General features: G+C 60.8%; 30 protein-coding genes. 5 read left to right on the plus strand and 25 right to left on the minus strand.

Features of this window, described 5'->3' with window-relative positions:
• Positions 1-66: 66 nt before the first annotated feature.
• The 4 genes from truA to thiD form a co-directional block, all read right to left on the minus strand.
• Complete coding sequence (truA, locus tag QZ377_RS06875) at positions 67-846, minus strand: tRNA pseudouridine(38-40) synthase TruA (protein ID WP_291440433.1); 780 nt, start codon at positions 844-846, stop codon at positions 67-69.
• Positions 846-2,234 (minus strand): hypothetical protein, encoded by a 1,389-nt coding sequence (locus tag QZ377_RS06880; RefSeq protein ID WP_291440434.1) that lies wholly within the window; start codon positions 2,232-2,234, stop codon positions 846-848. The genes truA and QZ377_RS06880 overlap by 1 nt, the downstream gene beginning before the upstream one ends.
• Positions 2,191-2,628, minus strand: coding sequence for a flagellar export protein FliJ (fliJ, locus tag QZ377_RS06885; RefSeq protein ID WP_291440435.1), 438 nt, complete (start codon positions 2,626-2,628; stop codon positions 2,191-2,193). Before fliJ ends, QZ377_RS06880 begins: the two co-directional genes overlap by 44 nt.
• A gap of 214 nt (positions 2,629-2,842) precedes the next feature.
• Complete coding sequence (gene thiD, locus QZ377_RS06890) at positions 2,843-3,652, minus strand: bifunctional hydroxymethylpyrimidine kinase/phosphomethylpyrimidine kinase (protein WP_291440436.1); 810 nt, start codon at positions 3,650-3,652, stop codon at positions 2,843-2,845.
• 404 nt (positions 3,653-4,056) lie between these two features.
• On the opposite strand from thiD, the gene QZ377_RS06895 reads away from it, so the two are divergent.
• Genes QZ377_RS06895 through QZ377_RS06910 form a run of 4 tightly spaced genes read left to right on the plus strand, consistent with a single transcriptional unit; the run spans position 4,057 to position 7,344 of the window.
• Positions 4,057-5,445, plus strand: a complete 1,389-nt coding sequence (locus tag QZ377_RS06895; protein ID WP_291440437.1) for a hypothetical protein — start codon at positions 4,057-4,059, stop codon at positions 5,443-5,445.
• 20 nt (positions 5,446-5,465) lie between these two features.
• A complete protein-coding gene (locus QZ377_RS06900) occupies positions 5,466-6,203 on the plus strand; it encodes a bifunctional adenosylcobinamide kinase/adenosylcobinamide-phosphate guanylyltransferase (protein WP_291440469.1) in 738 nt (245 codons plus the stop codon).
• Positions 6,197-6,886 carry a hypothetical protein gene (locus QZ377_RS06905; protein WP_291440438.1) on the plus strand — a complete coding sequence of 230 codons (690 nt, stop codon included), beginning with the start codon at positions 6,197-6,199 and terminating at the stop codon, positions 6,884-6,886. Before QZ377_RS06900 ends, QZ377_RS06905 begins: the two co-directional genes overlap by 7 nt.
• A 17-nt stretch (positions 6,887-6,903) precedes the next feature.
• Entirely contained in the window at positions 6,904-7,344 is a 441-nt protein-coding gene (locus QZ377_RS06910) for a hypothetical protein (RefSeq protein WP_291440439.1), read from the plus strand.
• Between the two features lie 45 nt (positions 7,345-7,389).
• Here the strand turns inward: QZ377_RS06910 and QZ377_RS06915 are convergent, their stop codons facing one another.
• From QZ377_RS06915 to QZ377_RS07005, 19 genes are all read right to left on the minus strand, one after another.
• A complete protein-coding gene (locus QZ377_RS06915) occupies positions 7,390-7,725 on the minus strand; it encodes a hypothetical protein (RefSeq protein WP_291440440.1) in 336 nt (111 codons plus the stop codon).
• Positions 7,726-7,838: 113 nt separating this feature from the next.
• Positions 7,839-8,414 carry a hypothetical protein gene (locus tag QZ377_RS06920; RefSeq protein ID WP_291440441.1) on the minus strand — a complete coding sequence of 192 codons (576 nt, stop codon included), beginning with the start codon at positions 8,412-8,414 and terminating at the stop codon, positions 7,839-7,841.
• Positions 8,414-8,872, minus strand: a complete 459-nt coding sequence (locus QZ377_RS06925) for a GNAT family N-acetyltransferase (protein WP_291440442.1) — start codon at positions 8,870-8,872, stop codon at positions 8,414-8,416. Before QZ377_RS06925 ends, QZ377_RS06920 begins: the two co-directional genes overlap by 1 nt.
• Before the next feature lie 212 nt (positions 8,873-9,084).
• Complete coding sequence (locus QZ377_RS06930; RefSeq protein ID WP_291440443.1) at positions 9,085-11,154, minus strand: hypothetical protein; 2,070 nt, start codon at positions 11,152-11,154, stop codon at positions 9,085-9,087.
• 2 nt (positions 11,155-11,156) lie between these two features.
• Positions 11,157-11,654, minus strand: coding sequence for a phage tail assembly chaperone (locus tag QZ377_RS06935; RefSeq protein WP_291440444.1), 498 nt, complete (start codon positions 11,652-11,654; stop codon positions 11,157-11,159).
• A gap of 9 nt (positions 11,655-11,663) precedes the next feature.
• Positions 11,664-12,926 (minus strand): hypothetical protein, encoded by a 1,263-nt coding sequence (locus QZ377_RS06940; protein ID WP_291440445.1) that lies wholly within the window; start codon positions 12,924-12,926, stop codon positions 11,664-11,666.
• Positions 12,927-13,036: 110 nt separating this feature from the next.
• Positions 13,037-13,627, minus strand: coding sequence for a hypothetical protein (locus tag QZ377_RS06945; protein ID WP_291440446.1), 591 nt, complete (start codon positions 13,625-13,627; stop codon positions 13,037-13,039).
• Positions 13,628-13,887: 260 nt separating this feature from the next.
• Positions 13,888-14,334: a hypothetical protein gene (locus QZ377_RS06950; protein WP_291440447.1), complete on the minus strand. Its 447-nt coding sequence runs from the start codon at positions 14,332-14,334 to the stop codon at positions 13,888-13,890.
• Between the two features lie 113 nt (positions 14,335-14,447).
• Positions 14,448-15,437, minus strand: a complete 990-nt coding sequence (locus QZ377_RS06955; RefSeq protein WP_291440448.1) for a major capsid protein — start codon at positions 15,435-15,437, stop codon at positions 14,448-14,450.
• Positions 15,438-15,570: 133 nt separating this feature from the next.
• Positions 15,571-16,224, minus strand: coding sequence for a hypothetical protein (locus QZ377_RS06960; RefSeq protein ID WP_291440449.1), 654 nt, complete (start codon positions 16,222-16,224; stop codon positions 15,571-15,573).
• Entirely contained in the window at positions 16,214-16,558 is a 345-nt protein-coding gene (locus QZ377_RS06965; protein WP_291440450.1) for a hypothetical protein, read from the minus strand. The genes QZ377_RS06960 and QZ377_RS06965 overlap by 11 nt, the downstream gene beginning before the upstream one ends.
• Positions 16,558-18,432, minus strand: a complete 1,875-nt coding sequence (locus QZ377_RS06970) for a portal protein (RefSeq protein ID WP_291440451.1) — start codon at positions 18,430-18,432, stop codon at positions 16,558-16,560. Before QZ377_RS06970 ends, QZ377_RS06965 begins: the two co-directional genes overlap by 1 nt.
• 2 nt (positions 18,433-18,434) lie before the next feature.
• Positions 18,435-19,307, minus strand: a complete 873-nt coding sequence (locus tag QZ377_RS06975; protein ID WP_291440452.1) for a GNAT family protein — start codon at positions 19,305-19,307, stop codon at positions 18,435-18,437.
• Entirely contained in the window at positions 19,291-20,694 is a 1,404-nt protein-coding gene (locus QZ377_RS06980) for a hypothetical protein (RefSeq protein WP_291440453.1), read from the minus strand. The genes QZ377_RS06975 and QZ377_RS06980 overlap by 17 nt, the downstream gene beginning before the upstream one ends.
• Positions 20,695-21,264: 570 nt before the next feature.
• Entirely contained in the window at positions 21,265-21,684 is a 420-nt protein-coding gene (locus tag QZ377_RS06985; RefSeq protein WP_291440454.1) for a DUF2730 family protein, read from the minus strand.
• A gap of 138 nt (positions 21,685-21,822) precedes the next feature.
• On the minus strand, positions 21,823-22,134 hold the full coding sequence (locus QZ377_RS06990) for a hypothetical protein (protein WP_291440455.1): 312 nt from the start codon (positions 22,132-22,134) through the stop codon (positions 21,823-21,825).
• On the minus strand, positions 22,134-22,817 hold the full coding sequence (locus QZ377_RS06995) for a glycosyl hydrolase 108 family protein (RefSeq protein WP_291440456.1): 684 nt from the start codon (positions 22,815-22,817) through the stop codon (positions 22,134-22,136). The genes QZ377_RS06990 and QZ377_RS06995 overlap by 1 nt, the downstream gene beginning before the upstream one ends.
• Positions 22,818-23,059: 242 nt before the next feature.
• Positions 23,060-23,569 carry a Mor transcription activator family protein gene (locus QZ377_RS07000; protein WP_291440457.1) on the minus strand — a complete coding sequence of 170 codons (510 nt, stop codon included), beginning with the start codon at positions 23,567-23,569 and terminating at the stop codon, positions 23,060-23,062.
• Positions 23,570-23,690: 121 nt separating this feature from the next.
• Entirely contained in the window at positions 23,691-23,966 is a 276-nt protein-coding gene (locus tag QZ377_RS07005; protein ID WP_291440458.1) for a hypothetical protein, read from the minus strand.
• A 325-nt stretch (positions 23,967-24,291) separates the two neighbouring features.
• Here QZ377_RS07005 and QZ377_RS07010 point away from each other — a divergent pair, with 325 nt between their 5' ends.
• On the plus strand, positions 24,292-24,969 hold the full coding sequence (locus tag QZ377_RS07010) for a S24 family peptidase (RefSeq protein ID WP_291440459.1): 678 nt from the start codon (positions 24,292-24,294) through the stop codon (positions 24,967-24,969).
• 562 nt (positions 24,970-25,531) lie between these two features.
• On the opposite strand, the gene QZ377_RS07015 is transcribed toward QZ377_RS07010, so the two are convergent.
• Entirely contained in the window at positions 25,532-25,741 is a 210-nt protein-coding gene (locus tag QZ377_RS07015; RefSeq protein WP_072312414.1) for a hypothetical protein, read from the minus strand.
• On the minus strand, positions 25,728-25,957 hold a 230-nt coding region (locus tag QZ377_RS07020; protein WP_291440460.1), incomplete at its 5' end, for a hypothetical protein. The genes QZ377_RS07015 and QZ377_RS07020, both read right to left, overlap by 14 nt.

Genomic DNA, 25,957 nt, shown 5'->3' on the forward strand with positions numbered 1-25,957 from the left:
TTGCGTTAGCTGGCGAAAGAATGGTTTGTTGCCAATGCGCTTGCGGCGGGCAACATACAAGAGGAGTTATGGCTCTGGATATTCCACGCTCACCAGTGCCAGCCCTTCGGGTGGGGCCGTTACCGAAGGCATTGCCTGGCGGTCGCGGGCTTCAAGCAGAGAGGGAATCTGCGCGGGCTGTATTTTGCCCTGGCCGCAGGCGGCGAGCAGCCCGGCCACATTGCGTACCATCTGTTTCAGAAAGCCATCGGCCGTGATGGTAAGGCGCAGCATGGGGGCATGGGGCGGGTAGTATTCGCAGGGGGGCCGGGCCTCCAGGCGGGCGTCCATAATGGTGCGTTCGGTACTTTCCACATCCGTGCCGGCATTGCGCAGCCCCGCAAAGTCGTGCTTGCCCAAAAGAAAGGGCAGGGCATCGCGCATGGCGTTCTGGTCCAGCGCGCCGCAGTTCCATACATACGGGCGCACGTGCGGCGGCAGAAAGCGACGGTCCTGCCAGAACTGATAGGCATAGGTCTTGCGTTGGGCGTCCTTGCGGGCATGAAAGTCCGGCGCGGCCGGGGCGGCATCCAGTACGCGGATATCGCGCGGCAGCACGGCATTGAGGCTGTGCCGCCAGTCAAGCCCGGCCCGCGTATCGGGTACATCGCAATGGGCCACCTGGCCGTGGGCATGCACGCCGGAATCAGTGCGCCCCGAACCGTGAACGCGTATGGCTTTACCGGCAATGGTGCGCAGGGCGGCTTCAAGAGCGCCCTGCACCGTGGGCGGCGGCTTGGGTTTTTCCTGAATCTGCCAGCCGCTGTAGCCGGTGCCTACATAGGAAATAAGAAGTTTCAGGCGCATTATTCGGGCAGCTTCATACGGGTGATGATTTCCGTCAGTTTAGCGGTTTTTGCCGGGTTGACGTAGGTGAGGATGTCGCCGGACTGCTTGGGGGACATGCCCGTCAGAATACGCACAGCCACGCGCTCATCCATGCTTTCCAGCGCCTTGGCGGCGGCCTTGGGCTTCATCTGGGTATAGGTGAGCACAAGGCGACGGATCTTTTCGTCTTCAATGCCGCGCGCTTCGCGGATCATGTCTTTCATTTTTTGTTCGGCGTTCTGGATGTCCTTGAGGCGCTGGTCCATCTGCTGGCGCAGCATAAGAATATCCTGCTGCTGCCGGGCAAGTTCCTGCGCCTTGAGGTTGGGATCCGTCCCTGAAGGGGCCGGGCGGACTGCCGGGGGTGGCACGGCGGGCAGCCCCGGCTGGTTGCTCTGGGGCAGGGCCGGTATGGCCGCCGCGCCTGCGCCGGCTGCGGAGCCGAAACTGTTGGGACCGGAAGCGCCGCGCGGCGGCAGGGGCGCGCCGTCCGTGCTTTGGCCGCGCGGAATATTGGCCGGGATGTCGGGCGCTCCCGGCAAAGAGTAGGGCGCGGCCTGCTCTGCCGGGGCAAAGGGTGAAGTAGGCGCAGAGGATGGCGCTTGCGGCACGGGCATGTCCAGTGCCGCCGCATGGGCGGCCTGTACGCTGCCGAGCGCAGGAACGGGCAGCCCGGCAAGCCACAGGGATTCGAGCCAGCCATGACGGGTTGCGGCGCTTTTATCCTCGGCATTGGCGGAAGCCGCCACGTTATCCTGCCGGGGAGCGCTGATGCCCGGTTGGGCAAGGGGGGCAGGCAGAGGAGCGGGGTGGTCCATGCTGTCGGGGGTAAATATCTGTAGCGCGGCGGGGTCTGCCGGGTGTACTCCGGCCGCAACCAGCGGCGCGGGCAGGGCGTCGGCATCAAGCATGCGGCCTGTTGCCGGGGCATTGCCGTGCTGCCGGGGCCGTGCTGCTGCGGCCAGCCGTGCGGCTTCCGCACCCTGGGGGGCGCTGCCGTGAGCTTCGCCCCGGGCCTGCGTCGGATTGTGGTTTACGGCAGGGTCTGCCGGGGAGGGCTCAGGGGCCGTGCTTGCACTGCTGGCCGGGGAATGGTCAGAGCTCAGGCCGGGGGCTTCATGCCCCTGGGGCTGGCTGGCAGCCACAAGCGCGGTGAGCCTTTCCATTATTTCGGCATCGGAAGGGGTATCGGCGGGCAGCGGTTCGTTTGAGGCAACCTGCGCGGGGCGACTTTCAAGCCATGCGGGCAGCGGCACATCCAGCAGCAGCATGGCAAGCATGGCAAGTTTGATAAAGCAAAGCACCGCCAGCCAGCGGAACAGCTTAGAAAGTCGGAGCTTTGTAGCGGAGGGTGGCTGTTTCGTCATTGGTGCGTTGCTCCTTGAGTTGTTCCTCGCGAACATAATGCTGCTTTTGCCTTTCCTTGAGTTTTTCCAGCAGTTTTTTGTCTATGGCGCGCGCGGCCAGCAGTTGACGGGCCTCTTCGGCCAGTTGTTCCAGCATGCGCACCTGGATGGCTTCGTGGGCGGCGTCGGCCCGCAATCCCTTGACGTACTGCTCGCGCAGCCAGCGCTCGGGCGCGTCCATAAGGGCTGCGCTCATAAGTCCGTCTTCGGCCTGATGCAGTTCCTGCCGGATATGTTCGAGCCGGTCGCGTGCCTCGGCCAGCCGGGCCTGCTGAACGGCCAGGTTGACCTTGGCTTCTTCTTCCAGCTGTTCCCGGTAGTCCAGAACTTTTTGCATCTTGAAACGAAATGGCACGCGCACACCGCCTTGATTTTGACGCCCGCATGGCATCCGTATTCAATGGAGTGCAAACAGCGGGCCAAGCCCGCTGTTTGTTATTGAAAAGATGCTTCGGCCTTGCGCAATCAGCATGCCACGAAAAGTGCAATCTGCCGCAGCGGGCGATCACGCGCCTTTAGCGATTTTTTGCGGCATGCGCTGGTTTTAGAGCATGTTATCTTTGAAAAAGTTACATGCCCTGAAGGTTCAGCCCGGCCGAGTGATTGACAGGCCCGCACCCGCTGCCGGGGCTGTAGCTGCGGCGCAGGGCGAGATTGAGAAACTCCTGTGCGCGGGTTATCGCCACCTGAAGGGGCAGCCCCTTGCCAAGGCCGGTGGCAATGGCGGCGGAAAGGGTGCAGCCCGTACCGTGGTTGTTGACGGTTTCTACCTTGGCCTGCGGCAGATGTCTGGGGGCTTGGCCCTCCATGCACAGGCAGTCGGTGACAACCACACTGCTTTCCATATGACCGCCCTTGATAAGAACGGCCCGTGCGCCCATTTCCAGCAGTCTTTCACCGGCCGCCGCCGCATCGTCGAGATTGTCGATGGTCATGTTGGTGAGCATTTCCGCTTCGGGCCGGTTGGGTGTCAGCAGGTCGCAGCCGGGCAGGATTTCCTGCACAAGCGCTTTTACCGCATCTTCCTGCAGAAGAACGCTACCGCTCTGGCTTATGGAAACCGGGTCTACCACAAGCGGAAAATCGCGCTTGCGCAGTATGGGGGCAATGGCCTTGATGATGGGGGCTGAAAAAAGCATGCCTGTTTTTGCGGCCGCAACAGGAAAGCCATCAAGCACGGTACAGAGTTGCAGGGCTACAAAGTCCGGGTCCGGGGCGTGTATGCCTGTGACGCCCAGGCCGTTCTGGGCGGTGAGCGCGGTGATGACACTCATGCCGTAGCCGCCCAAGGCCATGATGGTTTTCAGGTCTGCCTGAATGCCCGCGCCGCCGCCGGAATCGGATCCAGCGATTGTCAATATATTTGGGGGAGTCTGCATATTGCCCTCTGGGTATGTATTTTATGTGAGCCGGATATACTATAGCCTTCCCTGTTGACTGATGCAATGTGCGCCTTGCGTCCGCGCCGTATGGCCGCGGTGCACCCGTGCCATCAGGCGCGGTGGTGTGTGGTGTGACCTGCCGTGCCGTTTTTGAGGCATGCCCAGCCGGGTTGCGCCCCGCATATCTGGCGCCTGCGGCTGCCCGATGGCAGGATGTTGCCGCGCCGGTTTCACGGCAGCCACATGTCTGGAAAAAGTCTTCACAGGCCCATAAAGCGATGCTAGCATCGGCCCAAGCGGTTTGAGCGCCACGGGAAAGCCGTGTCCGCCTTGTATTTTTTGGGCGAGGCTTCTTGTTTTACCTGTATAACGCTCTGCGCGCCGCCGTAAAGGAGTTGCGCATGAAACTGGATAAAAAACAGCCCGGCGTGCCGGGCATAGTCAATCTGCCGGAGCCTGCCCCCGGCAAGGGCGGGCGTAAAGTGGCTGTTCTGGCCCTTCTGGCTGTGCTGCTTGTGGGTGGCGCGGCGTTCTGGCTCTCGCGGGACAAGGATACGCGCGACCAGTGGCGCGAACAGGCCGCCGCCGTTATCGACAATGCCACAAGCGGTACGCCGCTGGCAGGGGTGAGCGGCGTGTTGCGCGATGCCCCGCCGCCTCCGCCGCCTTCGGTGGTCAGCCCCTATACGGCTCCGGGAACGTTGGCCGGCCAGAACGTGCAGGGCAGTGTGCCTTCGCCTTCGGATATGGCTGCGCAGGGCAGCACCGCCGCGCCTTTTGCCGGGGCAGACACACCCGGACAGCCGGGGCCGCGTGTTACCGAAGACAGCCGCGTGCGCCCGCAGTTTGTGGAAAGCCTGGCGGCCTATCTTGTTTCGCGTTTCAAGCCCGGCCCACGGGGTGGAACGCTCAATGCTTCGGTGCAGAGCGTGAACCAGCGTTTTGGCTCCAAACTTACGGGTCTTGCTGACGGTGATGCCGGTGGCAGGGCGGCCCTGCTGCGCTATGCTTTTCATCCCACCATGGTGCAGGGGCTTTACAGCCTTTATGTGGATCGCTTTATGGAGGCCATAGCGCGTGAGGCGCGCGCCAGGGACTTCAACGCCGAGCAGACGCATCAGCTTGAAATGGCGCTTGCGGGCCGCTTTGTGATGCTGGCCGGAGCGCTGGAAGGCGTGGCGGCCACGCCCGACCTGGATGCCCGCTTGCGGCAGGTGGACGCGGCGGCGCGCAATGCCGTGGAAATAAACGGGCAAATGGCTGAAGCCGTTTTTGATTATGACCAGTTGCGTGAGTCCGGCGCTTCGCAGTCGCAGCTCGGCACGGCCCAGTTGCGTGTGGATGGCCTTGGCGCGCGCTTCCGGCGGGCGCTGGAAGAGCAGGCCACCGCGCAGCGGGCGCTGGTAAGCGCCATTCGTCGTGGAGCCGGTCAGGCTATGGACGACGATGAACTTATCTTTGTGGCCCGTTGGGCAGACCGCCGCCTGAAGCAGGACCCGCAGGCCATGAGCGCGGTGCGGACATCGGCAGGCGTTTTGCGCGACCTTGCCCGGCGTTGCGCCCAGGCCGCCACAGGTACGCCTGCTGCTACTGTCCGCACGCCGGAGACAGGGCAGGGGGCTTTGCCTTCGCCGTCAGCGGCTCCATCATCCGCGCTGCCCGCCGCCGCTTCTGTTCCGCAGGCTCCGGCAGTGTCCACTGTGCCGCATGCTTCTCCGGCGCTTTCGCCGCCCCCGGCGCGGCCCGAGGCCGTGGATGCACCTGTTCGGGTGGGCGGTCAGGGACGTTGAGCGCGCCTTGTGTTTTTTTTGTGGGCGGCACGCGCAGCGGAAAAAGCGGCATGGCCCAGCGCTGGGCCGAAGCCGTGGCCCCGCAGCGGCTGTATCTTGCGACCTGCCGGGCGGAAGATGAAGAAATGAACCGGCGCGTGGCCCGGCATCAGGCCATGCGCGGGCCGGGCTGGCACTGTCTTGAAGAACCTCTGGACCTTGCGGGCGCTTTTGACCGCATTTTTGCGGATGTTGCGCAGGCGGGCGCGACGGTTACAGGTGTGCATGGCGGCCTGCCCGCTTGTGTGTCCGCTGACATGCCTGCCGAAGTTGTGGGTAAAGTGCCTGGTCTTGGTCTGTCCGGTGTACAGCTTGGGATAAAGCCAGGAATGCGGCCCGAAATGCTGTCCGAAATGGAGCATGGCGCACGGCCTGAGCAGGAGGCTGCCCAGCAATCTGCTCCGAAGCCGGGCGTTCTCCTGCTGGACTGCATAAGTTTGTGGATTGCCAATCTGTTGGCCTGTGACCTGGGGCAGGAAGATATTTTACGCAAGGTGTCGGCCCTCGGCGAGCGGCTGGCAGCGCCCCCCTTGCCCGTGGCGGTGGTCAGCGCCGAAACGGGGCTGGGGCTTGTACCCATGTCGCCGTTGGCGCGGGCCTTCAATGACGTTCTGGGTCTGGCCAATCAGGAACTGGCGCGAGCCTGCCACCATGTTGTTTTTGTCAGTTGCGGTCTGCCCCTGCCTCTCAAGGGGGGGCTGCCGGAGGGATTATGCTGAAATGTATCTGCTTTTGTGGCGGCACGGCTCATGGGAGGGCCATGCCGACGGTGTTGCTGCGCCTTTTTTTGCTGACACTATGCTTTGGGCTTGCTGCGCCGTCCCAGGCCGCAGGCGCGGCAGCCGCCGCGCGGCAGTGCGTGGTGCAGGCGGGCAAGGCTGTGGACAGCGCCGATGCCGCAGCCTTTGAAAGACTTGTGGATGTGGATGCGATTCTGGCCGCTGCCCTTGATATCTTTGTACAGCGGGCGCGGGATCCCAGGGTGGCGGAAGAACTGCCGCCCATGCTGGCTATTCTGTTTGCGCAGGCGGCACCCGGCGAGCAGGGCAATGCCACGGTGCGCGCCGTGCTGCTGAGCGAATCCCGTGCTTTTGTCATGAACGGCATAAGCTCCGGGGCTTTTGCCGGGCGCAGGGTCGAGGGCCGCGCCGCCCAGGGGGTGCTGGCGCCGCTTTTTGCCGATGCCTCCACTGGTCGCAAGGAAGTGCGGCAGGTGGGCGAAGCCCGCGCCAAGAACGGCGACTGGCTGGTTCCGTTTACGGTGTATGACCACGGCAATGGCGAAAATTACCGGGTGACCGGGCGTGTACGCTTTAATGACGGCAAAGCCCGTCTTGTGGCGGTGGAAAATCTGGACGCCCTCATGGGGCAGGTAGCCGACGAAAGCCGCAGTATGCAATAAACCAACCCGAGGTTTAGATGCGTATCTCTGTTGATAATCGCCACAGGATAGTGCTGTTGCTCTTTGTTATCGTTGACCATTTCATATGGCTGCATGGCGGGCATTGTGAACAGGCGTCGTTTGCCTATGTTGTCCTGACGGAGTGCCTGCGGATTTTTGTGGGCATTGCTCTTGTGGTAAGCTTTTTTTATAAAAATATTCTGGAGATAAGCGTTAATTTTATATTATCTTACTGCGTAATTATGATGTTGTTAAACTTTATTGGCGGTACGGATAAAACGAACTTTTCCGAAGTGCCCGGCTCGGTGGACAATGTTTTTTGGTTCAAAAAAAACCGCCTTGTTCCCATTGATCACGGATTTCTTGCGGCTGTAATTTATTTATACTTTATATTAAGTGCATATTTCTTTTCTGGAAAATATATTAATAAAAACAAAATGATAAAGGCCAAGCAATAGCTTGGTTACCGCTATTGCTTGGCCTTTATGTTCAATCATACTATGTTATTTATTTTTACTGCTCTTTTTGCCCTTGGTGGTTGCCTCTTTGAGTAATTTAGCACCGAATTTTATTATGTAACTCTGCGCATCAGGATGGTTTATAAAACCACTTCCCATTTTTTCCGCTTCGGGCTTGAGAGCCTTTTGCAGCATCTCGATTTTTTTTTGTTTTTTCCGGATGCCCATAGGGGTAAGACCACCACGGGCGCAAGGCGTCAAGTATACCGCTGGAAGCGCCGCCAGCGTCTGTGACCGTGTTTTGGGCGGCCGCAACCAGCGTACCCTTGGCAAAAGCCTCTGACGCGCACCAGCCGTCTGTTCCGGCAAAGAATCCAGCACCTCTGCCTCCACCCATTACGCAGCCTCCTTACGAACAGAAAATGCGTAATATGGCAGTTCAATGAGTTCCGGCCCTAACGCTTCCCTTCCCCATAAAATATCTCAAAAATATTTCAGGGCAGCAGCGGCCCGCGCGTGCCGAGGGTGTAGAAATTCCGGCCCATGCGGTTGGCCCCGTTGAGCAGGGTGGTGGTCAGGCCCAGATAGTCGGTCTGGGCGTGGTTGTTAAGGCTTTCGGCATTCAGCATGGCCCCGGCGGACTGGTTGCGCAGGTTCCAGGCGCGCAGTTGCTGGCCGTAGGCCGCGTCCGCGCCCTGCTGTTCCTGCGACAGGGCATCAAGTTCGCCTTTTTCCGCCGTATCCATGATCTGGTCCAGTTGGCTTCCGGCGTCTGCCTGCGCGCCCGAGGCAGAAGCCTGCGCCCGCTGGCTGCCGATGATGCGGGCGGCCTCCTGCCGTTTTTTGACCGCAGATTCATACCCGGCCTGCTTTTCGCGCCGGGCGGCCTCATCGGCCAGTTCGGCGCTTTGCCCAGCCTGACGCGCGTTGCGTTCTGCCAGTTTGGACTGGTATTCGGCCTGCTGGCGGCGGCTTTCTGCCTGCTGGATGGAACTGACCGTACCCACTGCGGCCCCGGCCAGGGCCATGGCCGCGGTAATGGCGGCGGCTGTGCCGCTTGCTATGGCCATCAGCGTATCTCCTTGTGCCAGACGGTTTCGGTATGGTGCGCGCCCAGGCGCCGGTACAGGGCATCACAGGGGCGCGAGGCGGGCGAGCTGTACTGCACAAGGCCCGCGCCGCGTTGCCTGAGCGCTGTTTCGGCATGGCGCAGCAGGCGCAGGGCCGTGAAGCCGCCACGGGCCTGTGGGGCCAGATACAGGCCATCCAGTGCGGCCAGAAGCGTCTGCGGACGGTGCGGGCAGGGTACAAGGGTAAAGGCCGCATAGCCAGCCAGAGTACCGTTTGGCGTGCGCGCGGCGCTGACGTGCAGCATGTTCAGTGTTTCCAGATGTTGGTAGCGCTCTGTGTCAAGCCGATAGTCGGCCTGGCCGTGCAGAGGGGCTTCCACCTCGTTCCAGTGCGCGGCGGCGAGGTTGTGGGCCTCATGTTGTATATCAGCGAAGGTTTCACTGTGTATGGCAGGCATGACATCCTCCTGTTAAAACTGGTTGCCTTTGCAGTGCGTTGTGGGGAGGGCTTTTTTGAAAAAGGGGCGTCTCGTCCACGTCCGCCCTAAAACTTTTATTTCAGCATGTTATAGAGACGTTACATAGCTGAGGCGGGCCGGCAGCAGGCCTTGGAGGCAATATACTGCCCGTGGGAAATTGATCCGGGGGGCGTGCGGTATGGAAGGCGGCGTCAGGAAAAGTTTACCTCCAGCACCAGAGACAGCAGCCTGAAGGGCAGGGGCCTGTCCTGCACCAGCCACAAACTGCCGGAAGTCTCCCACGAGCCGCCGGGCGCAAACGACACTTCGCCGGAATAGGGCAGAACAGCCTGACCCCAGTGATCCGGCAAAAAGGGCAGATCATACAGTTCATGCCTGTCCGGGCCGTACTTGCCGCCCACGCTCCGGTACAGGCGCGCCGTGCACATGCCGTAGGCGCGCTGGCGGCCAAGGCTTGTGCCGTACTGGCTGTCGTGCTCCACAGGCAGGCATGAAAGAGCCGAGGCGTAAGGCAGGCCCGCCTGTACCACGCTTGCCGCATAGGGCAGGTTTATGCGGCCCTGATGTACCACGCAGCCTTCCACCGGGCTGCCGTCTGCCAGCACGGCCAGCTCGCAGCCTTCAAGATGATCCAGGCCCTCCAGGGTCAGGGCGGGGGCGGGAAGCCGGAACGTCAGGCCGCAGTCCGCAAAGTACGCTTCTTCCACAGGTTCGTGGTCTTGCCACTGATCCGCCAGACGCTCCAGAAAGATGCGCGGCTGCCCGTCAATGCGGCGTTCCGTCACCAGCATGAGGGTGTCGCCTTTTTCGCCGGAAATGGCCGCTGCCGAAAGTACCCTGCCTTGCGTGATCTGGCGCGACCAGCCCCAGATATCGTGCTCTTTCATATAGGTGAAGGCCAGCAGCAGGCCGTCGTCACGCACGCACCAGATGGTAGACCCCGGCGTCTGCTGGTAGGCCCACTGAAGGATGGTATGCCCTTCAAAAAGGTGCGGGGCCATGATGGAAAGGTCGTTGCCCGCGTAACCGTCCTTTTCCAGTGAGTAGAAAAGGTCGCGCACGCGGGAGCCGTGACGCTGCACATGCAGGATGGAGTTGCCGATAATGATGGGCGCAAGGCCCGCGCTGCCCCAGTAGCTCTGGGCCGTGATGCTGATATTGCCTGCGGTTATGGATGCGCCGTCGCCGCCTGAGGCCTTGTATTCACTGCCCGACGTGCCGATGAGCAGGTCGCCGAAGCTGGCTGCCCAGGTGACGGCATCGATGGCGCCGGAGGCAATGAGGTATTCCACAGGGTCGTCATCCTGCAATGGTCTTGATTTACGGAAGTTTTCAAAGTCTCCCACGCGCGACATGTAAAATGCCTGCGGGTTTTTGGGGGTGGCGGCCAGAACCATACGCTGCTGATGAAAGGCCACAATGCCGGGATAGTTGCCGTCGGCGAACGGATCCCAGTCTTCCTTGGGCGTATCGGCGGTGTCGGCCTGATAGTTCTGGTCATTGAAATGCAGGCCGCCGGATACGCCGATAAAGCCGAAGTAGCCCGCTTCTTCCCTGTAGATATTGTATTCCACGGCTCCTTCCACTGCGGCCCAGCTTATGGTTGCGCTGTTGCCCTGCACCCAGTCGGACGGGTGGCGGCCATTGGCGCACTGCCCGGCGGGCGAAGGAAGGGACTCGCGCCCGGCGGCATCCACGGCAGCAACCTTGTAGCGCAGGGTATAGCTGCCCGCGCTGCCGGAAAATGTCACCGAAGGCAATTCGGGCGCAGCAAGGGATGCGTTGAGCGCCACTTTTTCAAGGCTCCAGGCATAAGCCGACCCTGCGGATTGCGTCTGGTTTTCCGGCGCATCGCGCCGTACTACCTTGTGCAAGGGATGGTTGCTGTGGGCCAGGTACACGGTATCACCCACCTGGGCGTAGGAAATATCCTGCAACTCGCCGGGGGCGTAGGGCGTTTCAATCACAGGAATATTTTCAAGACCCTGTTCGCCCGCGATGTGCAGGCTGTGACTGCCGAAAACAAGCACAAAATTCTGGCTGGTCAGGGCATTGAAACTGAAAGGGATGAGAACGGAATGCCCGTCCAGATTTGCCACAAAGCGCGTGCCGGGCCGCCGGGCCGCGTCGCCGTGCAGACCGGGCAGCATGTTTTCCATGCAGGACAGGCAGTTGCGGTAACGGGCCAGGTCATAACGCGCAGACAGGGTGGGCGCTATTTCGCCGCCGGTAAAGTTGTTGCAGGCAATGCGGATGGGCATGGCTATACCTCCGGCATATGCGGCCACTGCGTCAGTTCGCCGCCACCGTCAAAGGGGGCGCCGGGCTTCCCCGGCAGGTCGCGCAAGGCTTGCCTGCAGGTTTTGACAGCTTCAAGCGATTCGGGATTGATGGGATAGTCCGCCAGCAGGTATTTATCAGTGGCGGCAAGGCGGGCGTCGCGCTCTGCACGCAGTCGCGCCGCTCTGGCCGCCGTACTGTTGTGTTCTGCAAGGCGGGCTGCTTCGGCTGCTTCGACCTCGCGCTCAAGACGTTCTTTCTCCGCCTGCCACAGCGCCACATACGGGGCCACTTCGTCTGTATAGGCCGTGATGTCGGCAACAGGCAGGGGCCAGTTAAAATCGTCGGCCCATTCCATATGCCCCTGCTGCCCGTCCCACTGAAGCGCATGCAGGTTCAACGGGGCGGAAAAATCGAAAACAAGGGGCAGGCCATCCACAATAATGAGCTTGTCTGCGGGAACTACAGTTACTGTAGGCATAATATTTCCTTATATGGTTTTCATAACGAAAATTGCTGCACAAAACGGCATGTAGTTGCTGGCTGCCGTGACAGAAACAGTTGACAAGTCGTGGGCATGCGCTCCGTTTCCCCCATTCCCTCCTGTTGATGCGGTGGTCGTATTACTGTAAGCTCCGCTACTGCTACTATAATACCCATAGCTGTTAGTGCTATTATATGAGGTATACGAGTGACCGTGATGGGGTATTTGCCCTATAGACAGCGTTGTCTGGCTGGTTGCGCCACTCACAGTATGGGTATGTGATGTGCTTCCCCCCAATGTGCCTTCCTGGTCATTACTCTCTGCCCCCAAAAGCACTCGGCCCATCAGGTTTGGCACTACGCCGCCTTTGCCGTCATTGCCGCCATCGCACAGCAGCCAGTCTTCCCGTGCTGCCGTTTCGCCGGGCATGATGGCCCGCCTTCCGTCACTGCCACCAAATGTTACGCCCCAGATGGGGATAGGCACATAAGGCGGAAAGGCATCCCAGTACGCGATATGCAATGCACCGCCGTCATCAACGGTCATGCCGGTTCCCGGCCTGACCGTGCCTGACGCTTCAGATGTTGCAAGGTTTACAGGCGTGACGGAGATAGTCCCGTCTGTTTCTACGGCAATACCCTCACCAGTCTTGACCATGCCGAGTGTATCGGTTGTTGCCGGGCCTATATTGGCAAGATTTTGCGCCCGGTCGGCTTCTGTTTTTGCGCGATCGGCCTGACCGGTTGCCTGGGCAGCGCTTTTTTCGGCGGCCTCCGCACGCTGCCCGGCGGTGTTCATCGCTGCCTGGGCGGCATTGCGGGCAGCCTGGCAGTGGTCGCGGGCGGCAAAAATGTTTTGCACCACATCCTGCGGGGTTTCGGAACTGGTGGCGGGAAGAATGACGGAGCGCCGCATCATCTCAAGCGTCTGCTGGCGTTCTGCCGTGGCCTGGTCCAGGGCGTCTTCAATGACCTGCGGATCAAAGCGCGAGGCCGAAACAAGGTTGACCTCCTGCGTGAAAGGCATGTTGCGGGTTATGGCCAGCTTCCAGCCGTTGGGCAGGGGGGCGTTCTGATGCAGGTAGGTAATTTCGCCTCCGGCAGCGCCGAGGTCTGCTGTCCAGCCGGAAGCTTCGGATGTGACTCCTTCCGGCGAGGTCAGGGTGACCACAAGCTGCGCGGCGGTCCAGACCCGAAAGAAAAATGGAAAGCTCGTGGCCGCATTGTTGCCTTCATATATGGCGCGGCTGGGGCTGTAGGGCATGGTCATCCGGATATCCTCATTTTCAGGGTATTTTGTGTCGGAAATACCTGTTGGGAGCGGCGCAGCCAGCTTGTTGCAAGACTGGCCGGTACATGGCTGTGCAGGCTCCCGCCATTTCAGCGCACGGCAAGCCAGGCATCTTCCGCGGGTTTTTCGCTGCGTTCGGAAGCCGCGGCCCCCCTGGCCGGAGGCAGGCTGGCCGCATAAAGCTGTTCCAGTTCGGCGGCCTTTTGTCCGCTGCCCTTGAGCAGCGGTACAGAGACAAGGGCGGCAAGCTTGCGCGCCAGCATATGGGCGAAAAGGTCATCAAACAGGCGGCTGTTGCGCACATCTTCAGTATACAGAACCAGCGCACGCGAGGCGTTGGTAACAAGCAGGGAGCTGTCGCCCGCAGGGCTCATGGCCAGGCAGAACGGGCGGGGCGAAAGACCTTCGTGGCGGACCTCGTGAACCTTGAGGCAGCTTTCGGGCAGGGCGTAAGCAAAGCGGTACTCCGGCGCATAGCCCTGGGGCAGGGCCTGAAGCGCCAGCCACGCCCGGCGCTGGGCAAAGCTCCAGGGAAAATCGCGCAAGACCTGGCGTCGGGCAGAATCCCAGTACAGGCGGCATTGCAGGGCCTCCGGCGTGCTTTCGCGCTCGGAAGCCACACTGCGCGCACCCAGAAAGCCGAGGGCGCGGTTCCACACGTCTATCTGGCTGATAGTCATGACACCTCCATATATCTTGCTGGAATGAAAAAGCCCCCGGCGGCCAGAGCAGCCGGAGGCATAAAGAAGGTCGTTCCAAAGCGGACATGTTTTTAGGTTGCGGCCTGCCTTGAAGGTGCTGCCGCCATGAAACGTTTTGCGGCAGACGTTCCTGTATAAAATTGAAACAATAATAAATGGTTGGGAGGTGAATGTGTGGGGGGGAAGACCAGTTTGCAACAGGGCCGCTCCCCCACAAGGTTCTTCAGACGCACACAGCTCTAGCGGCCTGCCATAAGGGCGGCTTCGTAGGGCAGATCTTCTTCACGGGTAAGCGCCGCGAAAATGCGCCCCTGGCTGGTGCTCTTGCCGTTCACTGGCGTCAGGCCAAGGGTCAGTCGCAGCCAGCCTTTACGCACCCCCTGAGGCAAAAACCGGTGATAGGGCCGCGCTCCGGCGGCCAGGGCAGGATTTTCAGCCGAATGGGGTACGTTGACCGACGCCCCGGGTACGGCGGTCCAGGGGCCGCTGGCACTGTCGGATTCTTCAAGCCCGATGGCGATGCCCTGCACTTCATCGGGGCTGAAGCTTTCGGTCACGGACAGGCGCAGCGGCATGGGTTCCATGCGGCCCGGCAGCCTGAGGGCGTTAAGGGCGACAGCGGGACCAGTGGTCTCAGTGGTAAGGGAACCCTCAAAAAGAATGGAATTGCGGTCAATGATAGCCATGTGTGCTCCTTGTGGAAGAATGGTTGTGCACCAGGTAATGCATGTTCGCTCCGGCGGGGACCAGGCGGCAGACAGGGCAGGCATGTCTTGCCCGGTGGGCCGCAGTACGGCATTTACACCGCGCTTTCGTTGCCCAGCACGGCATCGCACTGGCGCACAGGGCGGCCATGCAGCACGGGAACGGCTTTGGCGTCAAAGAATTCGTCATACTGGAGCTGCACGTTACCCGCGTCGGAATTTTGCAGTTCAAGAGCGGTGAGCACATCGGCATTGGCGTACCACACGGCTTTCTGGCGCAGGTGCTGGGGCATGCGGTTTTTGGCTTCGATGGTCAGCTTTTGCAGATCGATGAATCCGCTCTGTCCCTTGCGCTTGCCAAGGGCTGCCACAGGCAGGTTGGCAACGCGCACCACAGCGCGCCAGTCGCGCACGGCAAGGCCGCAGCGCCAGTTGTATTTGTCGCCCACGACCTGATATTTGCGTCCGTCGGGGTCCTGGGTCATATAGGTGCTCAGGTCTTCGTGAGAAAGCCCGCCGGTGCTGTCCTTGGGATAGATGCCGTGCACGGCCTGCGCCCCCCACGATACAAGCCACAGGGAGGTGCAGCCCCCTTCTTCCCGGCCGCCCGCATCCATAACATTTTTGGCGTCCTGCGCGGGGTAGCGCATGGCCAGGCCGTTGAATTCGTCAGGATTGATATTGCTGTTGCCATAAAAAAGGGTGGCGGCCACTTTCTGGCGCATAGCCTCGGCAAAGGCCACGCCCTCGCTCATGCGAAAGGCCCTGTCTCGGCTGCCGTAGAGGCGCAGTTCCTCCACATCCAGTTCCATAATGGCTTCAAGAATGCCGCAGCCTTCCTTGACCTGCCCCCACTGCGATTTTGACGGCGGCGTACCCTGATAGAGTCTGCGCCAGTAAACTTCGGGCAGGCCGGTGCGGATGCGCGTAAGATGTCCGTCGCTCTGGTTGGACTCCATCCAGAGCACGTCATCCATGATGTCATTGGTCTTGTTCATCAGTTCGATGATCTGTCCCGCCTTGTCGCCACGATAAAACTGTTCCATTTCCGCCAGGGAAACCACAAGACCCATAGAGTTGGACATAATCGCCTCGTATGTAGAAAGGTGAATGTGCGGGATAAAAAACGTGCCGGAAAATATCCGGGCAATCTGTTGCGGCCGCTTTCACGGCAGGAAACAGTTTGACCGTGGTTGAGGGGTAGGCGGCGGGCTGCTTCTATTTTTTGGACGACCAGCCTGCGTACATGCGTTCTTCGAGCGGGGGCATACCGCCGCCAGGCTCGCCGCGCACCAGGCTGTCTTCCATAAGTGCATCAGCCATGCGGTTAAAAAAACGCAGCACCTCGGGATGGTTGCCGTAGCCGCTTTCTTCCAGCAGGCGGCCGATGTGCTTGCCCTGGTCAAAGCGATCAAGGGCAAGCTGGGCGCGCGCCACGCTGGCGGCCATGTTAGCGCCGCCCATGTGCGGGTCCTGCGCCACTTCCTGCCGCCACTGGCTGACTTGCCCCTGCCACTGCTCGCGTCGTGCGGCCTCGTGTTGCAGCAGGCGCTGCTCAAACTGTCGTTCCGCATTTTCCTGCCCGGACGGTTGCTCCGTTTGCCCGGTACGCGGGGTGTCGGGCTGTGTCGCCGCGCCGTCAGGGCTGTTGCTGCCAGAGGCGGCGGATGCAGGGGGCGGCGTATCTGCTTTTGCAAGATTGCCGTGGCCGTGGGCAGACCCCAGATATGAGGGCGCTTGCGGCATGCCGGAAGCAGCGGCCGTGGCGGACGCGCCGGAGGCAGCAGTTTCCTGCCTGTCGGCTGTGGCGGGAGCGCCGGAAACGCCGGATGAACCGGATACGCCGGGTGCGTTGAAAAACTCAGAATGCATCTTCATCCTCCCTGATCTGAAAAAGTTGCGGCAAATTTTGCGGGTCGGCGCATTGCACAAGCCGCAGCAGGGTCATGCCCACATAGCGGCGGCCTTCGGTAAAGCAGAGGCGCGCGGCATCATGCGCCGAGGCCTGCGCGCCGTCCTGTGCAGCCAGGTTCTGGGCGCTGAAGCACTGGCAGTTGTGCATGAGCCAGCGTAGAAAAAAACGTCCCTGTTTTTGGGCCATGAGGCCGTTGATGGCGGCGTGCAGATGCGCTTCCGCCTCTCCGGCGTGTCGCTGTGCCGTGTTTTCCCGTGCCTGCGCCTGTTCATACGGCGCAAAGATGTCCATCAGGCTGTCTCCCGCGTTTGCGGTTTGGGCGTATTGAGGGCAACGCCCTGCATGCCGCTGTTGCCGTCACCGGGGGTTTCACGCGGCATTGCTTTTGCGTCCGCTTTTCCGGTCATACGGCCAATGAGGTCCGCAAGGCCGTCCAGTACGCTGATCTGGCGGCCGTCAGGCCCGGAAAGCGGGCTTTTTGCCAGTTGCTGCACCAGGTCCACCCCCTGCTTCAGATTGTCGGCCAGGGCTGCGCCGCGCGCGGCCTCGGCCCTGGCGGCCCGCATCTGCTCACGTTCTTCAGGGGGGCGTGTGAGGCTTATGGGCAGGCCGAGGCTGTCGGCATAGGTATCAAGCAAATGATCCACGTTGAGGGTATCCAGAGCTTCTGGCCATGCGGTGGAAGCCCGCAGGGTCAGGGCCAGGTACTGGTCAGCCGCGCTGACGCCCACCAGTTTCTGCGCCTGGGCCAGCAGTGAGACAAACTCCACCTTGAGGCGGCGGCCGGCCAGTTCCGGCGGGCAGGGCGGCAGCATGTCCAGTTCGCGCATGCACTCGAATGTGCGGTCCATAAGCGGAATAAAAAGCTCATCATGCAGGCGTTCAAGCACAGGGCCGATGAGCACCAGTTTTTCTTCTTCCCGTGCGGCGATCTCGCTGGCCGTCACTCCACTGCGGCCTTCGAGAATGAGTTTGAAAAGGTCATTGTAGAGGCCGGAACGGATCTGGTTCTGTACCGACTCCATGGCCCGCCGAGCCGTGGAAAGGTCCGGGTTGACCTGAAGCAGCGGCGTGGCTGCCTGCGGGCTTTGCCCCGGGGCGCTGTCCACATAGTTGATGCCGCCGGGGGTGAGGTCCAGCCCCACGGAGCGCAGGCCCGCAGAGACGCTCATGGGCGGGTCCACGGCCTTGTGGATGGCCTTGAGCGTGGTGATGCCCATCTGTTGCAGCATGCGGCAGTCGGGCAGGGCGTCCATAGCGGGCGAACGCCCGTACACGTCGTTGCCCGCCACATCCCAGCGAGGCCCGAAACCCGGAAAATGCCTGAAACCGGACTCGCGCAGGGCGTGCTCACCGCCGTCCCGCCCTTCCAGCCAGTAGACCGAGGCCACCGGCATGTGGCTGGCCGTGAGCATGCCGTGCATGCGGTCTTCACGCGGGTACACGGCCTGGATGACACTGCGTCTTTCATCCGCATTACGGCGGGCAGTTTCGCGCAGGGATTCGGGCAGGGCAGCCAGGCCGAAGGTTTGCACGATCTGACGCAGGCTCATGCTTGAACGGCGAAAAACCGTGTCCACCCGGCGACCGGCATCGCAGTCCAGCACATATTCCCCGGCGCAGAGCGGCATGAAGCGGAAACCGTCGCGCGGGTCGGCCAGTTCAAAAACAAAGGCCGTGCCGAAGGTTGCCAGCTCCGCATAAAGCGTGTGCATGGCATTGTAGAAGTTGCAGCGATGAAAGACTGAGCGCATGCGGGCCGCAACCTCATCCAGCCATGCCTGGCCGGGGCGGCTGCGGGCCAGATCCGCATCATCCAGCCCAAGGCGAAACCAGGGCCGGGCCGGGCTGGTAAGACCGCCCTGAAGCCCGGCCGCCAGGGTGCGCATGGCAAGAATGCCTGTGGCATCCACAAGGCCGCTGTTAAGCATGGGGCCTTCCTCTGAGCCGCCTCCTTGTGGCCGTAAGCGGCAGCGTGTGGGCAAAAAGTGGTCGGCAAGGCTTTGCCAGGCCGTGTCCCAGGGCATGCGGCGGCGCAAAAGGGCCTGATAGCGGCGGGCCAACGCGGGAATGTCGGCCCGCGTGCCATTGCCTGTATCGTCCGTGTGGTCAGCCGGAGCGCGAGCCGCCTGTTTTCCGGCGTGACCGGGTGTTGATATGGTCATGGCTACTGCCCCAGCAGTGTCTTGCGCGCATCTTCCGCGCGGTTGAGAGGGCTTGTGTGTACAGCCCCGTTAATGCCTGCGGCTTTGGCCGCCCTGTTTTTCTGGGCCTGCCGCGCGGCGGTGGCGGCTTCGGTAACGGGTTTCTGCACTTCCTGTTTGGGCGCGGGGGGAACGTCGGGGATACTGGGGGCGCTGTAACCTCCTCCAAAACCCATGGCAGCCTCCTTGGCTATGGCTATACTGTTGGCGAGCGCGGACGGTGTGCAGAGCACCAGCACCCCGTCCACATGACGTTTTTTACGGGCGTGCCAGCAGGATTGCGGCAGACGCCCCATAATCTTAAAACCGCAGGCTTCGGCCAGGCGCCATGCATGACGGTTGGGCGCGGGGCATAGTCCCACGATGGCGGCGCAGCCCAGACGGGCAAAGGCCCAGCTCAGGCCGCCGTGCGCCAGCGGAACGGCAAAGGGTGCGCCCGCGCGAAAGGTGGTAAAATCAAATTCCCACACCTTGCCGCGCCGGGGCGTGAACAGGGCGCAGCCCAGCATGTCTTCCTGGCGGGGAGCTGCGCGAAGGGCGGGATCTGCCGCCAGGGCGGAACGTGTTTTCCGGCATGTTATGAAGGTTTCCGCGTCCGCATGGGCGCTGCATCCCTGTGGAGAGACCGCGTTTTCTTTTTTTGTTGCAGCCTGCGTATAGCAGCAGAGCAGCAGCCCATGACGGGGGCTGGTGATGCGCCGCCAGGCTTCACGTGTGGGCGCGGACAGGGTGCTCATGGCGCAGCCCAGCAGGCCTTCGGCCTGCATCCGGCTGAAAATGGCATCCTGACCGGCCCGGAGGGAGGGGCCGCGCAGCGGCTCATAGCGAAAACGCATCAGTGCCTCCAAAGACGTTGTAGTGTGTTCTGGCCTTGCGCTTTCCGGCAGCAGGGTCTTGGGCCGGCCGAAAACCCGTGGTCGCATAGCGCAGGGCATCGGCTGCATGGCTGGCCCAGTCATGCAGGGGGCCGGATCCCGCTGTCTGCTGCCCGGCGCGCCATTGCCGCCTGTAGGAGCGCAGGCCCTTGATCCCGGATGCGCAGAAGTCGGCATCAAACCAGCAGCGAGGCAGGTGGCGGCGCACTGCGTCGATGCCGTCCGCCAGGCCCAGTGCCGGGGCGAGGGTAAAACGTATGCCGAGCTGGGCTGCGCTTTCCCACCGGCTCTGCCCCGTACCCAGCTCGCGCACGCGGATGTCGTGGGGGGCGATATGCAGCCCGTAGGAAAAGCCGCGCCCCGTGGTATTCCGGTTCAACGGCGCGCCTTGACCGTCCTGTTCGCACTGGCCGCCCAGTTGGCCGGTGGTGTCTTCCAGCGCCTGCTGGCCTGCTGGCCGCGCCTTGCGGGCCAGTACATGGGCATAGTGAGCCAGCCCTTCGCCCGAGGCTTCGTAATAGTCCACAAAGCGCCACTGGCCTGACGGCTCCACCTGAAAGAACCAGATGGCTGTCGCATCATCCATTCCCAGGTCCCAGGCTGTGTGAACGGGCAGTTCCGGCGCGTGGGGGACAACGCGTATACGCCCTTCGCGGTCGGCGGCGTCCAGCAGGGGCGCGTAATAAGCGCCCCGCACGGCCGCGGCAAAAGAACATTCAAACTCCTGAAGATATTCTGCTTCATCCATGGCGCGCCGCGCTGCCGCCAACTCCTGCCCCGGCAGATAGCCGGTTTGTGAAGCGGGAAAGCGAAAGCGCGACCACAGCCCGCTGCTGTCTGCCCCGGCCTGCTCCCATGCGTCGTAAAGCAGGTTGTCCGTCCCCTGGGGGGTGCCGCAGAAGAGCGCCCGGCCCTGACGGTCGGCCAGCATGGGCCGGAATATCTGTGTCCAGACCTGGCGCGGCATATCGGCAGGTTCGTCCAGAACAAGGTCGTCCAGATACAGGCCGCGCAGGGCCTGCGCATTTTTCGTTCCCAGCAGGCGTATGCGTGCGCCGGTCGGCAGAACGCAGGCCAGCTCGCTTTCCAGAAAGCGCGTACCCGGAACAGCCCCGGCAAAACGCTTGCAGTAATCCCATGCCACGGCCTTGGCCTGCCCCAGAAAGGGGGCGGCATATGCCGCCCGCCAGTCTTCCCGGCCTGAAACAAGAGCCTGGCGGATAAGGTCGTTAACCGCGGCCACGGTTTTGCCGAAACGCCGGTGGCAGAGCAGCACGCAAAAGCGGGTACGCTCCTCATGAAAGCGCCACTGCAAAGGCCGGGGGGTGTAAGGGATGACGTGGAGCATGGCTTCCTTGCGTTTGTTCGTTTATGGCTGGAGTACACGCCTGGAGCGTATTTTCAGACGATGCATCCATGCCCGCATCCGCAGGCTGCGGTTCTTGTTGTGCAATGTGATGCCTTCATGTTGTTGCCGGGTTGCCCGGCGGTAACGGGCGGATCTGTCACGAGCCTCTTCCGGGCTTCTCCCCGGCCTCTCCCGGCTTTGTTCCGGCTTGTGTGCTCCGGGCTCTCCGGGTGTTCCGGGCGCTCCGGGCGACGCGCCCGGAAGCGCTGGGGGCTGTGCGCGCGGCGAATTCCGCCAACGGGCCTGAACCACTGGATGAACCGCATGGCCCGCCGGGCATCTGCGGGCCGCCCCACACCACCATGAGCGGTTGTGGTTGCTCCGGTGTTTCCGCCTCGCGCAAAGCACGTAAAATCGCGTGCAATTCTTTTATTTCTTTGACAATATCTATGCTTCTTTCAGAAATTTCGGCTTCATTGAGTGTACGTGTGAGCAAATCCAGCCGCTGCTCAAGGCTGTCAAGCAGCGGACGGCCTTTCCTGCTTTTCGTGGTGCGTGTTCCGGCGGGCATCAGTGCTTTTCTCCACTGACGGCAGCGCTGTTTCTGCGTAAAAGCGCGCCATGGCCCACAGGGGGCATCAGGTGCAGGCGGTCTTCCTGCCGTTCAAGCCCGTGTTCCAGCCGTTCTAGCAGGCGGTCAAGACCGGATATGCGGGCGCTGAGTGCCTGTATTTCGCCGCGCAGGGTGGAAAGTTCGCCATGCAGCCCGGCCAGGTCACCATTGCCGGGCATGAGCCTCAGGCTTTCTTCCAGGGCGCAGATGCGGCGGCTTGTGGCTGCTTCGCGCCGCGTATCGCGCTGCATGTGCAACAGGTAGTCGTCCTGCCGCACAAAGGCGCGGCGCAGGCTCCAGAGCGCCCAGGCAAACAGGCCCTGGACTATGAGCACCAGCAGGGATGCGCCGGAAGAAGAAAAAATATCCACTGTCATGATGTTCTCCGCATGCGCAGTACTTGGTGCGCGTGTTTCAGCCAGTTGATGTGTTTGCCGGGGCGGGGTAGAATTTGTCGCCGTCCTGCCCATCAGCGCTGTTTGGCGGTCTGTGCAGCAGGCTTGTCCGGGGCATGATCAGAAGCCAAGCCCCAGCATGCCCAGAAGCAGCGCCATGATCTGGTCCAGGGCAGAGGGCGGCAGGTTTTCACCCCACGGGGCAAAAAAAAGCGGCACAATGACCATGCGGCCTACAACCTCCCAGCAGAAAAGCAGCGCCAGAACCCAGCCCAAAAAAGATCTCCACAGGCGCATGCGACTGGCCGGAGCGCCGGAAACCTCGGCTTCGTTGATGCGGCTCTGGGCTTCATTTTGCCTGTTGCGGTCCGGGATGATCCGGCCAACCATGCCGCCAACGCCGCCAAGCAGTTTGCCGATCAGGCTCCACATCAGTTTTCCTCCCTTTCAAGCTCGGCCAGGTACTGACCAAGCGCTTTGACCCGGTTGCGCCAGCCGTTCAGAAAAACCTGCATGGAGGGCCGCCTGGCCGCCAGGTCACGGTAAAAGGCGTCGCGCAGGCGAAGCATTTGGCGCGCCGCGTACCACTGCTGTCCGCTCTGCTCCAGCGCCTCGGCCAGTTGCGCGGTACGGGGGCCCATGATGCCGTCTTCGGCAATGGGTACGTAGCGGTCCAGTTCCGATTCTCCCACGGTGTTCATGGCCCGCTGCATCTGGCGCACGGCCCGCGCGGGACCCATATTCACCGCGCCGTCATAAAGCGCCGCAGCCAGGGGCAAGGGCAGTCCGCCGCAGGCCAGTTTGTCCCAGAAGTGTTTTTTAAACAGGGTCGCAGCCTGGGCTTTGGTGCAGGCGCGGATGTCATCGGCGTCCACATCGCCGTCCATGTCCATATCCAGGCTGTAATAGCCGCACTTACTGGTTTGCATGGCATTGCAGCCGTCACAGCTACGGGCTTGCCGCAGGCAGTCTTCACGAGCCTGACGGGCCAGGTCCTGCACCCAGCGCAGGGAAACGCCATGATTGGTCAGGCCGCCGGGGTCAGAAGGGTGGTCGGTAAGTCCTCCTTCCCAGCGGGCGGTAAATTCGTGGGCTTTCTGAAAAAAATTCGACATGGCATGCTCCCGTATGTGCTGCGTGTTTGTGAACTTGTCCGCCACAGCGGCGGCGTGGGTACACCATGTCAAAAAGGGCGGCTGCGGTAAGACTGAACCGGTTCAGTACGGCTATCTGCTTGTCCGGCGCGGGTTAACGGCGGCAAAGGGCCTTGCGGGTCAGGCACAGGCATAAAAAAAGCCCGCAACTACGCGGGCTTATAGGTTTTTCTACCTGTGCTGTTTAGTATTTTTTCTTTATATTACGTATTGTTGTGTATGTTTTTTGCGCGCATGTCCGTGTTTTGCAGGTGGTGGAGCAGATTCCCCTGCGCTGGGGCTGATGCGGTTTTTTTAAGAATTTTCCATATCTGGCGGTCAGACAGGGCATGTTTTCTGGCCAGGTTTGCCACTGTGGCCGTACTGCTGATGCCGCGTGTGGTTTCGCGTGTAAACGATTCTATAATCTCCCGTTGGCGCAGTCTTGTCAGTACTCCGGCACAACTGGGTACATACAGCGGCGTGCCGCCGAAAGCCGCCACAAGTTTGGCCGTGCAGCGTGCGCCCAGGCGGCGGCGCAGCGGGTGATGCCTTTGCGCCGGCAGGGTTGAGGGTATACGCAGGCTTTGCCCGCCGTAGGCCTGCAGGATGCGCCACAGGTCTTCCATACGCCCCTTTTCGTGTCCTCCCAGAGCATGCCATATCTGCCGGACGTTTTCCGGCAGGTGCTCCAGTAACTGCCGCCACTGCCGTTCCTGTCCGGCCTTTTGCATGGCCTGCCCCCATGCCTGGCGACCGCAGGAAGCTGAAGGCCGTCTATCCACGCAGCCACGTGGATTTGCGGCACTGGCGACTGGCCGGGGGCGCGCCACGGCCTTTGCCGTGCCAGCAGAGCTACTGGCACACATGGCGGGCCTCGTTGGCCTGAGCGGCGATGGGGGCAGGCCTGTCGGGCTCTGAAGAAAACTGCGCTTCCTGTCCGGCCCCTGATGACGGCATGTGTGGCGGCAGAGGCGGTGAACAGTGCGCGGGCAGGTCCATGCAACGTGCGAGCAGGCGCAGATGATCGCCCACCAGGCGTAAAACAGGCTTTTGGGTGGGTGGGGCGTTGTTTTGCAAAATATCCAGCACAGCGCTCAGGTTATGAAAGTTGTTTTGAAGATCGGACATGCTATGCTCCCTGAAATATAAATGTGAAATATACGGGGCGTATTTGGGATTTATAACTTTTTGTTTTATGAATCAAGCTTAAAGTTTATAATTAAAAGAAAAGATTTAATTGTTTGATTTATAATGTTTTTTGTTCTGATATGGAGCATGTTGATTTTTATTGTATAAGAGAATTTTCTATTTTATTCCTATATTTATAAAGAAAACATTGATTCTTGAAAAGAAAAAAGGTAGTTTTCTGGTAGGCAGGATAAAGCTGTCCTGATCCGGTGTTCTTTTGAAAGAAAAGTTTTACTATGCTGGAACCGCATGTGATGGAAATTCTATGAAAACATTCTCCCAGGCTGGACTGGCCAAGGCCTTTGCGCAGCGCCTTCGCCAGCGCCGTGAAGAACTTGGCATGCACAAGCAGGACATGGCCGACAGGGTGGGGGTGAGCCTTACCACCATTCAGAAATATGAAAACGGGCAAATGCCGAAAGGTGAATATGCCGTGCGACTGGCAGACACTCTGGCCTGCTCACTTGACTGGCTGCTTGTCGGCAAAGGGGCGGCAGACGGCAGCGGGCAAAGCTGCGGAGAGGCCAGGCTGGTGATGGTTCCTATGGTGGAGGCGCGCCTTTCTGCCGGAACTGGCAGTTTTGAAACCGGCGGCGATGTGTTGCGCCACTACGCCTTTCGCTGGGATTTTCTACGCCGCAAGGGCAATCCGTCGCAGATGGTGCTGTTACGGGTATCCGGCGACAGTATGCAGCCGCGCATCATGCACAATGACGTAGTGCTGATAGATCAGGCCCAGCGCAATCCCGTGCCGGGGCGCATATATGCTGTGGGTGTGGAGGATATGGTGTATCTCAAGGTGGTCAACGCCATGCCCGGCAGACTTATTCTGACAAGCTTCAATCCGGACTATGCGCCCATTGAGGCGGATGCGGGCGAGCAGCTGGCAGATCTTGTGCGGGTTATCGGGCGTGCCGTGTGGGTTGGGCGGGAGCTGGACTAGGCGGGTTTCGTATTTTAAGGTTTAACGGCCGGGTTCAACAGCTTGTGCAACAAGATTTTTTACTCCAGCAGTCCAGTACAAGAGAACTCTCCTTTCGCAACATTCCTCTTTCTTGTCTTTGTCGCACACTGTGTTACGCCGCTGCTCCCCGGCTTATAAATGAAAATAATACCCCTGTATCTATACTGCTACGCGCCGTAAAACCGTTGAAAATGCGCTTTTTAAGGGTACAATGCTCTGGATGTGGCTTGAAGGACGGCCACAGCAATGCCTGCTGACACACGTCGGACCGGCCTGAAACGAAAAGGCCGGAATCCCGGGGAGGTCTGGCCTGTCAGTGTGCCTGCCTGGCAAGGCGTCCTTTGACGCCACTGACGCCGCCTTTATGCCCGATGCATGCAGCAGGCATCGGGGCGGTGGTGGGCTGTTGCCCGGCAGATTTTTCAGGGCGTGGGCATAGGGAAAGATTTTCTGCTGTTTCTTTGTATAGAAAAAGCTATTTACAGCGACTCACAAAAGATCACCGACAGGCACGTTGATGGTCCGGCCATATGTGCGGAGATCAAAGTTCGTTTGCGCAGGCCAGGTTGCGGTTCCAGGCGCGGATAGCCGCGCCTTGCGAAACTGACCATTGCTGCGATGTCTGCCCACAGGAACAGACCACCCGCCAGACTTCCTGCCGCCTGCCCGGCGGCAGCATGGACTCCAGATGAACGTTGGTTCCGCCGCAGGCCAGGCAGGGGCGGATCGTATGCGGATCAAGCTCTTTCATGCGCAGCAATATAGCAGCTTTGATTCATGTTCACAAGAAGAGGCTTTGTTTCATATTTTTCCTGCGGCAGCGTCCTGCCTGCGCGAATCTGGCGGTTCGCGTTTTTTGTTCTTAACGCTTCGCTGACGCGCCCGTGTGCAGATTTTGTTTGCGGGCGTACATGCGTTCCGCGCATCCAGTAAATTTTTTGGAGGATCATATGCGCTACATGCTTAT

The organism is Desulfovibrio sp., from assembly GCF_019424165.1.
GTDB lineage: Bacteria > Desulfobacterota > Desulfovibrionia > Desulfovibrionales > Desulfovibrionaceae > Desulfovibrio.

Excerpts from the sequence above, each read along its gene's own strand:
- QZ377_RS06935 (WP_291440444.1), bottom strand. The coding sequence starts at position 11,654 with ATGCCTACAGTAACTGTAGTTCCCGCAGACAAGCTCATTATTGTGGAT.
- truA (WP_291440433.1), bottom strand. The coding sequence starts at position 846 with ATGCGCCTGAAACTTCTTATTTCCTATGTAGGCACCGGCTACAGCGGC.
- QZ377_RS06975 (WP_291440452.1), bottom strand. The coding sequence starts at position 19,307 with ATGCGTTTTCGCTATGAGCCGCTGCGCGGCCCCTCCCTCCGGGCCGGT.
- QZ377_RS06880 (WP_291440434.1), bottom strand. The coding sequence starts at position 2,234 with ATGACGAAACAGCCACCCTCCGCTACAAAGCTCCGACTTTCTAAGCTG.
- QZ377_RS06920 (WP_291440441.1), bottom strand. The coding sequence starts at position 8,414 with ATGGCCATAGCAAGCGGCACAGCCGCCGCCATTACCGCGGCCATGGCC.
- QZ377_RS06985 (WP_291440454.1), bottom strand. The coding sequence starts at position 21,684 with ATGACAGTGGATATTTTTTCTTCTTCCGGCGCATCCCTGCTGGTGCTC.
- QZ377_RS06905 (WP_291440438.1), top strand. The coding sequence starts at position 6,197 with ATGCTGAAATGTATCTGCTTTTGTGGCGGCACGGCTCATGGGAGGGCC.
- QZ377_RS06910 (WP_291440439.1), top strand. The coding sequence starts at position 6,904 with ATGCGTATCTCTGTTGATAATCGCCACAGGATAGTGCTGTTGCTCTTT.
- QZ377_RS06950 (WP_291440447.1), bottom strand. The coding sequence starts at position 14,334 with ATGGCTATCATTGACCGCAATTCCATTCTTTTTGAGGGTTCCCTTACC.
- QZ377_RS06930 (WP_291440443.1), bottom strand. The coding sequence starts at position 11,154 with ATGCCCATCCGCATTGCCTGCAACAACTTTACCGGCGGCGAAATAGCG.
- QZ377_RS06955 (WP_291440448.1), bottom strand. The coding sequence starts at position 15,437 with ATGTCCAACTCTATGGGTCTTGTGGTTTCCCTGGCGGAAATGGAACAG.
- QZ377_RS06925 (WP_291440442.1), bottom strand. The coding sequence starts at position 8,872 with ATGCCTGCCATACACAGTGAAACCTTCGCTGATATACAACATGAGGCC.
- QZ377_RS06995 (WP_291440456.1), bottom strand. The coding sequence starts at position 22,817 with ATGTCGAATTTTTTTCAGAAAGCCCACGAATTTACCGCCCGCTGGGAA.
- QZ377_RS07015 (WP_072312414.1), bottom strand. The coding sequence starts at position 25,741 with ATGAAAGAGCTTGATCCGCATACGATCCGCCCCTGCCTGGCCTGCGGC.
- QZ377_RS06980 (WP_291440453.1), bottom strand. The coding sequence starts at position 20,694 with ATGCTCCACGTCATCCCTTACACCCCCCGGCCTTTGCAGTGGCGCTTT.
- QZ377_RS06895 (WP_291440437.1), top strand. The coding sequence starts at position 4,057 with ATGAAACTGGATAAAAAACAGCCCGGCGTGCCGGGCATAGTCAATCTG.
- QZ377_RS07000 (WP_291440457.1), bottom strand. The coding sequence starts at position 23,569 with ATGCAAAAGGCCGGACAGGAACGGCAGTGGCGGCAGTTACTGGAGCAC.
- QZ377_RS06970 (WP_291440451.1), bottom strand. The coding sequence starts at position 18,432 with ATGACCATATCAACACCCGGTCACGCCGGAAAACAGGCGGCTCGCGCT.
- QZ377_RS06990 (WP_291440455.1), bottom strand. The coding sequence starts at position 22,134 with ATGTGGAGCCTGATCGGCAAACTGCTTGGCGGCGTTGGCGGCATGGTT.
- QZ377_RS06940 (WP_291440445.1), bottom strand. The coding sequence starts at position 12,926 with ATGACCATGCCCTACAGCCCCAGCCGCGCCATATATGAAGGCAACAAT.
- QZ377_RS06945 (WP_291440446.1), bottom strand. The coding sequence starts at position 13,627 with ATGACTATCAGCCAGATAGACGTGTGGAACCGCGCCCTCGGCTTTCTG.
- thiD (WP_291440436.1), bottom strand. The coding sequence starts at position 3,652 with ATGCAGACTCCCCCAAATATATTGACAATCGCTGGATCCGATTCCGGC.
- QZ377_RS06965 (WP_291440450.1), bottom strand. The coding sequence starts at position 16,558 with ATGGACATCTTTGCGCCGTATGAACAGGCGCAGGCACGGGAAAACACG.
- QZ377_RS06960 (WP_291440449.1), bottom strand. The coding sequence starts at position 16,224 with ATGCATTCTGAGTTTTTCAACGCACCCGGCGTATCCGGTTCATCCGGC.
- QZ377_RS07010 (WP_291440459.1), top strand. The coding sequence starts at position 24,292 with ATGAAAACATTCTCCCAGGCTGGACTGGCCAAGGCCTTTGCGCAGCGC.
- QZ377_RS07005 (WP_291440458.1), bottom strand. The coding sequence starts at position 23,966 with ATGTCCGATCTTCAAAACAACTTTCATAACCTGAGCGCTGTGCTGGAT.